Below are 12,978 nucleotides of genomic sequence, written 5' to 3'. Positions count from 1 at the left end.
CTGGCTGGCCACAATAAGAAGAGGACCCATGATGATGATCATGGGTCCCGCCAATGAACCTACTGCATCGGCATCCAAGCAACCTTCCAAATGCCGTCCCCGCTCCGGAGCAATTGGAAGCCGTACTCCTCTTCGGAGACAGCCTGCCCGCTTCGATCGCCAACCTTCACAGGCGTTATTCGAATCAGGGCGTGGTCCTTGTCGCTTAGCTCTAACTCCTCTGTCAGACGATACCCCATTCTCAGCTTCGCCCACTTCTGCCAGATCCGCTCCAACTCCGCTTCATAACGCGGAATGTCTTCCTTATACGTCGCATAGTCGGGAACACCATGCCCGGGATCGTCCATGTACAACGCATATAACGTCTCAAAATCGCCTTTCTCCTCTGCCTGTACATAATACCGAAAGATCTCAATGGGCGACAGTCCCCGCAGTCTCTTCGGATCACGGTCTGCCGCGAACGCCTCATAATTCGCCATCTCTGCGGATGTCATCTGCCAGCGCTCCTGCATGGCCGAGGATAATAGTCGCAGCATCTCGCTCTCCGCCAGGAACGGATTCGGCACAAAGTCCCGCGCATCCATATACCCGTTCAAGCCCCCTGGCGCAGATATCCGATATTGTCCGTTGCTCAGCTTCTCCTCCACCATTACCACATTGAAGAGGGAAAGCTCCTCCGTGCTGCCATCCTCATTGAACACCATCGCTCCCTGGCGGAGGATACCTTCCTTCGCCAGATCGGGATGCCAAGGGTCCAGCTCTGCCTTCTCTACCCACATCTCGCCTCCAAATGGTTGATCATAGGTTACGATGTCTATACTGACCCAATTCTCATACTCCTTCATTACACGAACAACCTTGCCAGGCTCTAGCCTGTATGGAGGCCATTCATTACCCCCAGGGTGAGATCGGATCGATATAGGCTGACCAATCAGCATCACATAAGGCTCTATCGTTGTAACCGACCGATCTTCTGAATCCGCTGTGAGATACCACTCGTTGATCCATCCTGACTCCCCGTCCCGCTCTACGCGTGCGAAGCCGGCCTTGATCTCCATGACCTCAAGCTTCATGCCTGGCTGTACCGTAAACACGGGCTCATTCATGGGAAAATAATCTGGCTCCTCATATGCTTCTGCCGCTCCTTTCACATAATGCCGTTCGCTGGTGAGCTGTGGGCCCTCCGTCGGCGTCGGAGCAGGGGTAGGCTCCGGCTTCTCCGTTACCACAGCATGCACTGGCTCCTTCTCCAACCGCCATATAAGCTGAGTATTTATAAGAATGGCAAGCACAACAACCACAGCCACAGCTGATCCTAGCCACCTATAAACCCCGAAATGTCCCCTTCCGCTCCCGCCGCTTCGTCCGCGCATCATAATCTTCTGCATATGCTCCTCCGTGAATGAAGGCTCGCGGAAGGGTCCTTGCTTCAAACGTTTATACCACTCCGGTCTAGGCTCGCTCATACGCGTCTCCTCCTTCCCAAGCCTCAGCGGCTTTGCGCCTTGCGCGCGACAGTCGTGACTTGACCGTCCCAAGCGACAACCCCGTCAGCTGAGCCATCTCCTTGAGCGTCATCTCATATTTGGCGTCGAGTACGAGAAGCTCGCGATATTTGGCAGGCAGAGCCATTACCGTTTCCCACAAATCATCGGCGAATACATTTGCCATTGCCTCAGCTTCGGCTGAAGGTGACAGCTCTCGCCGCTCGACTAGGTCCATAAGCGTGACACGTCTTAGAAAAGCGGACCTTCGCAGATTAATGGCGCAGTTACGAGCAATAGCAAACAGCCATGTCCGTATCGACGATTCCCCGCGGAATCCGTTTGTACTTCGAAGCACCTTAAGGAACACCTCTTGCGAGATGTCGTCCGCCTGATCCGTTCGACCCGTCAAGCAGTAGGCATAGTTCCATACTTCTTGGCCATATTGCTTCATCAGCTCCCCAAGCGTCTCCGGGGTAAACCGTGCAACGTATCTCCAGTAATCCTGCTCCATCCCATCACCTCTCACCAATTAGACACCGCATGTCAGCGATAGGTTCCTTATATAGGCAAAAAAAGCACAACCCCAAAATGCCAGGCTGTGCTTCTTGCGTCTTATTATAAATGATCGTTATACATAATAGCTGCTTACAGATATTTCATCGGGTTTTGCGCAACGCCGTTTTTGTGAATTTCGAAATGCAGATGCGTACCGGTCGAGTTGCCCGTGTTGCCCATGACGCCAATTTTGTCGCCCTTCTGAACCTTGTCGCCTTCGCTTACGCTATACGATTTCAAGTGGCCGTACAACGTCTTGTAGCCATTCTGATGGTTAATGACAATCGTCTTGCCCGTTCCTGTACGATAGCCGACGTATTCGACCTTGCCGGAATCGGAAGCCAGAATGGATGAGCTGCCGACGAAATCAATGCCGCTATGGAGGCGGCCCCAACGCTGGCCGTATGTGCTGGTGATGCGGTAGTTCTTCACCGGAATCATGAATTTGCCCGTGCCTTCACCCAGCACGACCATCGTGCCCTTCTCGACGATTTCGGTAATCGGCTCTAAGACAACTTCCTTGTTCACAAGCTCCTCGGCCATCACGTAGCCGTTCTGCTTCTCAATGCGATACGTCAGACGCTGTGTGCCATCGACGCCTTCCTGGATAATCTTCTGCTCGCCCACGCGGACCTTGTCATTCTTGCGGACCTCCACGGGCGGCGCGATGCTCTCCAGCTCAACCAGCGTCTCGACCGTGCGTACGGTAAGCTCTGGCATGAGCACCGTCAAGTCCAGCTCGTCCCCGACTGTAATCTTGTCATCCACAATCCACGGATTGTTCTCATAGATGACTTGTGGGGAGATATCGAATTTCTGCGCGATGCAGCCGACACAGTCACCGGCTTGTACGATATATTTGGTTGGCTTCGTGCTGCCTTCGATAATTCTCTTGTAAATATCCTCGCCTTCAGCAATTGCCGAAGGCTCCACATCGACGCTCGTTACTTGGACCTCCTCGACGAAGTCCACCTCTGTCACGACGCGTCCCGGCTCCGTCAGCTCCGTCGATTGTTCCTCGCCGGATGGTTCAACCTTGCCGTCTTGTGTGTAAGATAATGTCGTAACGGACTTTACACTCTTGCTTGCAGCTGCGAGCTCCGGTGCAAACTTCGCTTGCACGCGCTGCAGGATGCTGTCCGCCGTAGCTTGATCCTTCACGACGCCCATCAGCTTGCCGTCAATCTTCACTTCCACGCCAAGCGCGTGAGTCGTGAACAAGCCCTCAAGCTTCGATAATGTCGTCTCTGTCTCGGGAACCACCTTGAAGCCGCTGTCGAGCTCGTATGTAATCTCGCCCGTATCCAGCACCATATGGATCTCAGGATTGGCTTGCCCCATCTCCGCCGTCTCCGCCGCGATCAAGCGGTCGACCTCTTCCGGCGCACCTACTGTTCCTACTGCTTCACCGTTTATATATACATGATAGAATTCGAATGTATTGCGTTCTACATAATCTGTATATTGCTGGTAGCCAATGATGCCGGCAACCGTTACGAGGACCGCCGCTCCGCCTATAAGCTGAGTCGACCTCCTGCGCCACAGCGGTTGAGACACAATCACCTCTGCCGCCTCTTGCTGCTCTTTCAAATCTTGCGAGCGCGTACGCTTGAAGTACCGGGTCGCCTGCTCCCATACCTTCTTCATACGACTCATGTCCCTGAAAACGGTCATGATAGTCTCCTTTTCGCACTCTTACCGAGAGATTTGCATGCTCCGAACATGAAAAAAGACGAATTCTCCCGTCGGATCACTCGCCTAATACTTTAACACAGCGTTAATTATTGGGGCAACCTTTGCCTTCATAACGTAATATTAATATTTTTTCAGAATCTCCATCATTTGCTGATACTCCGTGTCGTCGAGATGCTGCGCCATGATCTGCTGGACGCTGGACAACTCCTGCTCCGTCAAGCCGCCTTCGACATAGGAGGATATCTGCTGCCACGCTTCCTGCGGCAGCTTTGCCATGAGCAGCTCGAACAATTGGGCCTTGTCCGCCTCGCTCATCTCCTCCTTGGCCGCTTCGATCTCGTCGGTTGTCACCGCCGTTTCCGTGCCGTCCAGACCCTCTATCGAGCCGTGATCATCGCCATGCGCCGTGCTCCCGCCAGCCGTGCCTTCCTCTACGGAGCTGCCTCCACCGATTTCGCCTGCTCCTGTCGCGTGACTGCCTGCTCCGCCCCCGATGTCCGTTAACGGCGCTCCTCCGTCCTCTATCGAGTTGAACGCTTCCTCCGCCTCCGGCTGCTCTGCCGAGTCGGCTCCCTCCTCTATACGACTGTCTGTCAATGCTTCCCGCCCGTCTACATCGGACACGAGCAACGGATCACTGCCCCACAGATGCCCCCATACGCCCGACATAGCCATAGGCGGCACTTCTATTGGAAGCTGGAATTGCTTCAATAGAGTCTCTACATAGCTGGTTACAATATATCCCGTCGTCCAAATCGACAGAAAGCTGATAATAAGCCCTGCAGCCACCAGCCTGCTGATCCACGCTAGACCTCTCCACATGATGAACCATCTCCTATCCCGAAATAACGATCCTCTCTATACGCCAGTCCACTCTTCTCTCTACCATTATGGTCAACGATAGTGGCAAGCATTCCATTCATGAGGATGGGGATGAAAATAATTACAGGCATCAGCGCGGGCACTCCCAGTCTAGCAGGAAATATAACGACAGAAGCCGTCCCTCGACCTGGAGGAACGGCTTCTTTGCAGCTTATGAATATTATTCGTAGATGGGACGAACCGGGTTCGTCTGCTCGCGATTGCGGCCAACGGAGAAGATGGCGATTGGAATGCCCGTCAGCTCCGATACACGATTGACATAGTCCAGCGTAGTCTGCGGCAGATCCTCCAGCTTCTTCGCTCCGGAGATATCCTCCGACCAGCCTGGCATCTCCTCGTATACCGCCTCACACTCCGACAGCATCTTCAGGCTGGCTGGGTAGTGATGAATAATCTCGCCGCGGTACTTGTAGCCCGTGCAGATCTTCACCGTGTCCAGACCCGTCAATACGTCCAGCGAGTTCAGGGACAAGCCTGTGATCCCGCTCACACGGCGCGCGTGACGCACAACAACCGTGTCGAACCAGCCCACGCGGCGCGGACGACCTGTAACGGTGCCGTACTCATGGCCCTTGTCGCGGATCAGCTGGCCCACCTCATTGTCCTGCTCCGTAGGGAACGGACCGTCGCCGACACGTGTCGTGTAGGCTTTGGCTACGCCGATAACCTGCTGAATCTTGGATGGACCTACGCCGGAGCCGATACATACGCCGCCTGCGGAAGGATTGGAGGACGTTACGAACGGATACGTGCCTTGGTCGATATCCAGCATGACGCCTTGCGCGCCCTCAAACAATACCTTTCTGCCTTCGTCAATCGCGTCGTTCAGCACGACGGATGTGTCTGTTACGTAAGAACGAAGCACTTCTGCGTAACCCAGGTAATCGCGAATGACCTGCTCCGTATCCAGCGGCTCGCCGCCGTATACTTGCTGGATCAGATTGTTTTTCTCCACCATGATGGCGCGAACGCGTGCCTGGAATTCCTCAGCGTCCATCAGGTCGCTGATACGGATGCCGTTGCGGGCTGCCTTGTCCATGTAGCATGGACCGATGCCCTTGCGCGTGGTGCCGATCTTGTTGTCGCCCTTGCGGTCCTCCTCAAGCGCGTCCAGAACCAGATGATACGGCATAATAACATGCGCGCGATCGCTGATTTTCAGGTTGTCCGTGGAGAAGCCGTTATCGTGAATATAATTAATTTCGTCGATCAGCGCTTGCGGGTTAATGACCATCCCGTTGCCGATGACGCAAGTTTTGTTATGGTTAAAAATGCCCGATGGAATCATCGTCAGCTTATATTTCTTATTATCGATGAGAATGGTGTGTCCCGCATTGTTGCCTCCTTGGTAACGGGCAACAACGTCAGCTCCCTCTGCGAGAAAGTCGGTAATTTTGCCTTTTCCTTCGTCTCCCCACTGCGTGCCGACTACAACAACCGTAGACATAAACATACCCCCGTGCCCGATGCGCGTTCATGTGCATCGAAAATTACCGTCTTGCGGCGACAGTCACGTTCTTTAACGCGTCGCATGGCCAGAAGACAGCACTACTAGTGTAGCAGTCTCCCCAGCGGAAGTCAAACGAAAAAACGAACAATTGCAAGGTGCCCCCAGCAATTGTTCGGAATTCTAAGAAGCCTGTGATGGATCGATATGCGTGCGGTCCAGGCTGACGAATTTATTATATTGCTTCAGGAAGACGAGCTCGACCGTTCCGACGGGCCCGTTCCGCTGCTTGGCGATAATAATTTCGATAATATTTTTTTTCTCGGATTCCTTGTCGTAATAATCGTCCCGGTACAGGAACGCGACAATATCGGCATCCTGCTCGATCGAACCCGATTCCCGAAGGTCAGACATCATGGGACGCTTGTCCTGCCGCTGCTCGACGCCGCGGCTGAGCTGGGACAGTGCTATGACGGGCACCTCAAGCTCCCTCGCAATCATCTTGAGCGTACGGGAAATCTCGGATACCTCCTGCTGGCGGTTCTCTCCGGCCTTGCCCCGGCCCTGAATCAGCTGCAGGTAGTCGATCAGAATCATGCCGAGACCCCGCTCCTTCTTCAGGCGGCGACACTTGGCGCGAATATCCGCGACGGTAATGCCCGGCGTGTCGTCGATATAGATCTCAGCCTCCGACAAGGCGCCGATGGCCATCGTAAGCTTCTCCCAGTCGTCGCCCTCCAGCGTACCGGTTCTCATGCGCGTCGCGTCGACATTCGCCTCGGCGCATATGATACGCTGCACAAGCTGGGCCGCGGACATCTCCAGCGAGAAGATCGCTACCGTTTCCTTCGCCCTAACGCCTACGTTCTGGGCGACGTTCAGCGCGAAGGCGGTCTTGCCGACGGAGGGACGGGCAGCGACGATGATGAGGTCGCTTCGCTGGAAGCCAGCCGTCATGCGGTCTAGATCCACGAAGCCCGAGGGAATGCCAGTGGAGCCTCCCTTGTTGGAGTAGAGGAATTCGACCTTCTCGAATACCTCCATCAGCACGTCGCGGATCGAGACGAAGCCGCTGCTGGAGCGGCGATTCGAGATTTCGAGAATCTTTTTCTCCGCGTCGCTCAGCAGCACCCCTACATCCTCGGAGTTAGCATACCCATCCGTTACGATATTAGTAGCCGTGCGAATGAGGCGGCGCAGCATGGACTTCTCTTCCACAATCTGCGCGTAATAATCCACATTGGCCGCCGTCGGAACGGCATTCGCCAGCTTGGCCAAGTAGCTGACGCCGCCGGTTTCCTCCAGCAGGCCCTGGTCTTGCAGATGCGCCGTCAGGGTTACAAGGTCGACGGGCTGATTGGCCTCAGCCAGCTCGATCATCGCCTCGTAGATACGTTGATGTCCGCTGCTGTAGAAATCCTCGCTGCGAACCCGCTCCATCGCCGTAATTAACGCTTCCGGCTGAAGCAGGATCGCGCCAATGACCGCTTGCTCCGCCTCCATGTTCTGCGGCGGAACGCGGTCGAACATCAGTTCCGTATGGGTACTCATCGTGCGCCTCCTTTTAAGTATCGCTTGCATGTCTTCGCGGAAGCTCGCTGCGAGCGAGGGTTATTCCTACGATCGCTGTTCCAGCTCCATTCCTTTCAACTTTACCCGCAAAGCGGTTGGAATGGAGGCTGCAAAGGCGAACACTTCGTTTCTACGGAACAACCCTCTTCTCTTCGCTGCCTCGCTCGTCTCGTCGCTTACTCTTCTGCCGTCTGGACGCTCATCTTGGCTTTTACTTCAGGGTGAAGCTTGACGCTCACCTGCGTGACGCCGAGTGTGCGGATGGGATCCTCCAGCTCGATTTTGCGTTTGTCGATCTTAATGCCCTGCGCTTCGAGCGCCTCGGCGATTTGCTTGCTCGTAATGGCGCCGAACAGACGGCCGCCTTCGCCGGATTTTGCTTTGATGACGACGGTCATCTCCTCAAGACGCTTGCCCAGCGCCTGAGCGTCTTCCTTCTCCTTCTGCTTGCGCTTCAGCTCGGAGGCGTTCTGCACCTCCAGCGTCTTCAGGTTGCCGTCAGACGCCAGCTTGGCGAGTCCCTTAGGCAGCAGGAAATTGCGTACATAACCCTCCGACAGATCCTTTACTTGGCCCTTCTTTCCCTGGCCCTTCACGTCTTGCAAGAAGATAACTTTCATTCGAACAACCCCTCTTCCGATTCTATTTGTTCCAGCACTTCCATCAGTTTGATCTTGGCTTCCTCAACGGTACCCTCGAATTGCGCCGCCGCGTTCGTCAGATGCCCGCCGCCGCCCAGCCGTTCCATCACGATCTGGACATTCATTCCGCCGAGCGATCTCGCGCTGATGCCGACAAGGCCATCCGGTCTCTCCGCGATGACGAAGGAGGCCAGAATATCCGTCATATTCAGCAGCGTATCAGCCGATTGCGCAATCAACAGCTGAGGATACCTCTTGCCGCTCTCTGCGTCGGCAATTGCCACATGATCGAAGTATACATGCGCGTGCTTAATGATCTCCGCCTTGCTCACGTATTCATCCAGGTCCTCCTGAAGCATACGCTGGATGATCATGGTGTCCGCGCCGTTCCGTCGCAGGAACGACGCCGCTTCGAACGTTCTCGCCCCCGTGCGGAGCGAGAAGCTCTTCGTATCAACCGTAATGCCGGCGAGCAGCGCCGTTGCCTCGCGCACATCCAGGCCGACCCGTTCGTGAATATATTGCAGCAGCTCCGTGACCAGCTCGCAGGCCGAAGAAGCGTACGGCTCCAGGTACACGAGAATCGCGTTCGGTATGAACTCCTCGCCCCTGCGATGATGGTCGATGACCACTACTCGCTCGGAGTGGCTGAGCAGCTTCGGCTCCTTCAGCATGGACGCCTTATGCGTATCAACCACGATCGTCAGCGTCTGCGGCGTCATCAGCGCCAGCGCCTGGTCAGGATGCACGAACCGCTTGGACAGCTTCTCATCCTCGCGGATCAGCTCCATCATCTTCTCGATAGAAGGATTGAGGCCCTCCAGCACGATATAGGCTTCCTTGCCGAATAGCTGAGCCGCCTTCAGGACGCCAACCGCTGCGCCAACAGAGTCCATGTCCGGCAGCTTATGCCCCATAATCATCACGTTGTGGCTCTCGCGGATCAGATCGCGCAGCGCATGCGCGACAACGCGCGCTCTGACGCGAGTCCGCTTCTCTACCGCGTTGGACTTGCCGCCATAGAACGACTGTCTGCCGCCTACCTTGACGGCGGCCTGGTCGCCGCCGCGGCCAAGCGCGATGTCGAGGCTCGTATGCGCCCACTGTCCAATCTCGACCACATGCTCGGCGCCGGCCGCGAAGCCGATGCTGAGCGTAACGGGAATTTTCTGCTCGCCCGTCATCTCCCGCACCTCATCCAGAATGACGAAGCGCGACTGCTCCAGCTGGCGCAGCGTCTTGTGATCGGTAATGAGCAGGAAGCGGTCAGAGGTCAGGCGCTTCAAATAAATTTTGTACTTTTGCGCCCACTCCGTAATTTCCGTCGTCACCTTGGACAGCATCGTCCCGCGCTGATGATCGTCGAGTCCCTGCGTCACTTCCTCCAGGTTGTCGATCATAACCACGCCCAGCGACAGCTTCTCATCCTCATATTTGCGGCCCAGCTGCCACAAATCGGTAATGTTCTTCACATACAGGATGCGCTCCTTCGGCCGGAAGATCAGCTGATACATGTGATTGCCGACAGCGGCTTCCACGGTGCCCTCCCGGTCCTTGGCGTGCTGCAGCGTAGGGAACAGCTCCGTCAGCGGCGTGCCGATCACATTCTCCCGCTCCATCAGCTGGGCAATATAAGGATTGTGCCACTCCACAATACGTTCTTCATTATAAATAATAATACCGAACGGCAGCTCGCTGATAACATCATTGCCGCCTTTCTTCACGCGGTAGGACAACGTCCCGAGATAAGCCTTCAGATCCTTGCGGAAGGCCTTCTCCGCGAAGAAGGTATAGACGGCCACGCCAATCGTCATCGCCAAAGCCACTGCGCCGGCTACCCATTCGTACCAGGCGAGCCCGGCAGACAGCAGCAGCATAACCGCAAGAGCGACAATGTGATGCATTCCGTGCCATCTCGTAATTAGAAACTTAGGCATTTCCCATTCGCTCCTGTGCTATTTGGATTTGGTAAATGATTTCCGTATAGGAAAAGCAGTATCCAGAACGCCAATCAAGCTCAGCGGCTGAATCAGCAGCACAGGGATGGCGATTAGAATCGGAACCGCCTTGTTCCATCCTCGCTCATGCGCGATGAAGAAAAAGAATCCAACCGCTTGAATCGCGAACACATAGCTGAGGAGCGGCACCAAATTCATAACCGCTACGGCGAGGAAGGAGTCGTCCCCTGCCGCCATTACCAGATCAATGACGTAAGCGATCAAATAATACACAACGAGGACGCGCGGCAAGCGCCAGTCCTTCGCCTGTGGAAAGGCCGGCACATCGAGGCCGCTGCGCAGCACAGCCCTGCGGGCAATGTAATGCGAGAGCACCGTCACCATAAACGAAATCACAATGAAGGTCAGCGGGATCATATGAATGATCATCTGAATAAGCAATTCCGTCTGCTCATCGCTCCAGCCGGCTGCCGCCATATATTCCGCGCCTACCGATTCCAGCGTCGCCCGGATCGTGCTGCTCATCTCATCCAGCAGCGATAGGTCCAGAATCATCTCGAACAACAGCAGCTCCAGCATAAGCTGGGCAAGCATGATCAGCGTGACAACACGAATGACCTTGGACGCGGGTGCTGCTTTGCGGTACAGATGTCCCATCGCAATGCCGGGCAGCAGGAAGAACAAGCCAAATATAAGCACACCCGGACCGGCGATCAAGCCAGCCATTAACCAAACAGGGAGCAGATGCAGCAGGAAGGCGCCTCGCGACAACGTCGCGTACAGCACCGCATACGGCACCATCAGAAGCAGCAGCGCAGGCAAATTCAATACAGGGACGGCAAGCATGAGCAGCAACAGCAGCGCCGCCCCGCTCCATAACAAGGGTCTAGGCCCAGTCTTCAATCGGTTCACCTCTTACGAAATCAGTCAATTAATAGGCATTCATTAGCCATTATAGCATAAAAGCAGCCTGCCGCACGCAATGTCGCTCTCCAAATGAAGGCAAGCCTGTCCCATTACCCTCATGAAACGCAGGGAAGGGACGTCCCGCCGAATCTAGCTAGATTCGTTGAGACAATCCCTTCTGGCAATAATCAATAATTTCACTGCGGCGTACAATGCCGATAAAATGATTGCGGTCGTCCACCACTGGAACAAAGTTCTGCACTTTGGCCAGGGAGATCAGGTCGTCCATATTGGAGTCAATATTGACGGTTTTGTTGCTCATGCGCAGCGGCACATCGGCAAGCCGCACCTTATTCGCGCTCTCGAACGTCAGGTCCGCCCGGTTCTTCATGAACCATAGCAGATCACCCTCCGTCACTGTCCCGACGTAGCCGCCCTCGTCGTTCAGAATCGGAACAGCGGCATAGCGGTGATACTCCATCCGCTCCAGCGCCTGCCTAAGCGTCGCATCATGCGGGAGGCACACGACCTCCTGCTTGGGCAGCAAGAAAAAAGCAATATTCATTGGTATCGTTCACTCCGTTTCGTTCGCCGTTTCATCCATAGCGAGCGATTGTACCTCTTTCTGTTGAAGCTCTAGCTCTTCATACTTAGGGGGAAGCCGCAAGCTCGCTTGTGTCGTATCGGCATCCAGCCAGCTCCGAATCATGGTCTGCACACTCGCCAGATCCTCTTCATCGGCAAAATAATACCACGCCCCGCCTTGAACCAGGCGATGCCCGTATCCAAGCAGCGTATGACTGTACATCATACGGTTATCGGCTTGAATCAGCCTCTGGGCCAGGTCAATCAGCTTCCCTGGAGTCATGTCCGTGCTGAAGTTGTCGCCCATAATGTCGATCAGCTCCGGAATTTGGCTCCACTGCTTCATGCCCTTCGCCTTCTCTATCATAGCATGAAGGAACTGCTGATGTCGCTCTGTTCGGCTTACATCGCCGCCCGCATCCTCTCGGTAGCGGACGAAATTGAGCGCATCCGTGCCGTTATACAGGTCCTGCCCGCCCTCGATGACAAAATATTCATGTCCGGGATCATCATTGACGATATCCTCCTCGATGGGCAGCGCAATCCCGCCGATCGCGTTAATGGCTTCACGGAAGCCCTCGAAGTTGATGGAGGCATAGTGGTCGACGGGGGCGTCCAGCAGCTGCTCCACCGTATCCATCGTGAGGCCCGCTCCTCCGAAGGCGAAGGCATGATTGATTTTGTCCGCGCGACCCTTGCCTGCCAGCTCCACATACAGATCCCTTGGAAGCGACACGAGCAGCATGCTGCCATCGCTTGGCCTTACTACCGTGTAGATCAGCGTGTCGGATCGCCCGATTTCATTGTCGCGCTGATCGACACCGATCAGCAGCACAGAGAAGGGGTCCTCCTCCAGAGCAGCGCTCACCGGTACTGGCACTGTCTTCACATCCCGATCAACGGGCTTATACGTATCCGCCAGCCTGTCCTCCACCTCGCCTTGCAGGAACCAATCGAACCCCGCCATCGCCAGCGTTTGGCGGTTCATATAGGCTGCCGTCAGCAGCACCAGCGCTATCATTCCGAATATATACGATTTTTTGATTTTTTTCATCGACTTTGTTCTCTCCAATCCGCCTTCATTCGTCTTCTATCGTACCACTACCCATTCTAGACGAAGCGAACCGCGTACAGGTTACAAAGCCGTTACAACGGATCCTCTGGTAAAGCTTGCCAGCGCCATTTACATTCCTGCCATTGGTCTATCCCGCTGGGCTGCCGAATACAATCTTGGCAAGAAGATGTCCAAG

The 12,978-nt window shown here is 55.1% G+C and carries 11 protein-coding genes; all 11 read right to left on the bottom strand.

Translation table 11 applies throughout. From position 1 onward, the window contains the following. Nucleotides 1-59 precede the first annotated feature (59 nt). The 11 genes from AB1S56_RS00865 to AB1S56_RS00815 all read right to left on the bottom strand — a co-directional run bounded on the left by AB1S56_RS00865 (nt 60) and on the right by AB1S56_RS00815 (nt 12,782). Nucleotides 60-1,466 (bottom strand): hypothetical protein, encoded by a 1,407-nt coding sequence (locus tag AB1S56_RS00865; protein WP_340871575.1) that lies wholly within the window; start codon nt 1,464-1,466, stop codon nt 60-62. Further along, nucleotides 1,453-1,998 (bottom strand): sigma-70 family RNA polymerase sigma factor, encoded by a 546-nt coding sequence (locus AB1S56_RS00860; RefSeq protein ID WP_340871573.1) that lies wholly within the window; start codon nt 1,996-1,998, stop codon nt 1,453-1,455. Before AB1S56_RS00860 ends, AB1S56_RS00865 begins: the two co-directional genes overlap by 14 nt. 134 nt (nt 1,999-2,132) lie before the next feature. Then, entirely contained in the window at nt 2,133-3,716 is a 1,584-nt protein-coding gene (locus AB1S56_RS00855) for a M23 family metallopeptidase (RefSeq protein WP_340871572.1), read from the bottom strand. Between the two features lie 141 nt (nt 3,717-3,857). Continuing rightward, nucleotides 3,858-4,559 (bottom strand): hypothetical protein, encoded by a 702-nt coding sequence (locus AB1S56_RS00850; RefSeq protein WP_340871571.1) that lies wholly within the window; start codon nt 4,557-4,559, stop codon nt 3,858-3,860. Between the two features lie 220 nt (nt 4,560-4,779). After that, the gene (locus AB1S56_RS00845; protein WP_340871569.1) at nt 4,780-6,066 is read right to left on the bottom strand and encodes an adenylosuccinate synthase; all 1,287 of its coding nucleotides are present in this window, start codon (nt 6,064-6,066) and stop codon (nt 4,780-4,782) included. Nucleotides 6,067-6,249: 183 nt separating this feature from the next. Further along, nucleotides 6,250-7,617, bottom strand: a complete 1,368-nt coding sequence (gene dnaB / locus AB1S56_RS00840; protein ID WP_340871568.1) for a replicative DNA helicase — start codon at nt 7,615-7,617, stop codon at nt 6,250-6,252. A gap of 197 nt (nt 7,618-7,814) precedes the next feature. Next, entirely contained in the window at nt 7,815-8,258 is a 444-nt protein-coding gene (gene rplI / locus AB1S56_RS00835; RefSeq protein ID WP_340871567.1) for a 50S ribosomal protein L9, read from the bottom strand. Continuing rightward, complete coding sequence (locus tag AB1S56_RS00830) at nt 8,255-10,216, bottom strand: DHH family phosphoesterase (protein ID WP_340871566.1); 1,962 nt, start codon at nt 10,214-10,216, stop codon at nt 8,255-8,257. Before AB1S56_RS00830 ends, rplI begins: the two co-directional genes overlap by 4 nt. A gap of 18 nt (nt 10,217-10,234) precedes the next feature. Continuing rightward, nucleotides 10,235-11,149: a DUF2232 domain-containing protein gene (locus AB1S56_RS00825; RefSeq protein ID WP_340871564.1), complete on the bottom strand. Its 915-nt coding sequence runs from the start codon at nt 11,147-11,149 to the stop codon at nt 10,235-10,237. A 148-nt stretch (nt 11,150-11,297) separates the two neighbouring features. Further along, nucleotides 11,298-11,708 (bottom strand): CBS domain-containing protein, encoded by a 411-nt coding sequence (locus AB1S56_RS00820; RefSeq protein WP_340871562.1) that lies wholly within the window; start codon nt 11,706-11,708, stop codon nt 11,298-11,300. 9 nt (nt 11,709-11,717) lie between these two features. Next, complete coding sequence (locus AB1S56_RS00815; RefSeq protein ID WP_340871561.1) at nt 11,718-12,782, bottom strand: LCP family protein; 1,065 nt, start codon at nt 12,780-12,782, stop codon at nt 11,718-11,720. Nucleotides 12,783-12,978: the final 196 nt, after the last annotated feature.

This window comes from Paenibacillus sp. PL2-23 (assembly GCF_040834005.1).
GTDB lineage: Bacteria > Bacillota > Bacilli > Paenibacillales > Paenibacillaceae > Pristimantibacillus.
This window is presented reverse-complemented; position numbering and strand designations above follow the sequence as displayed.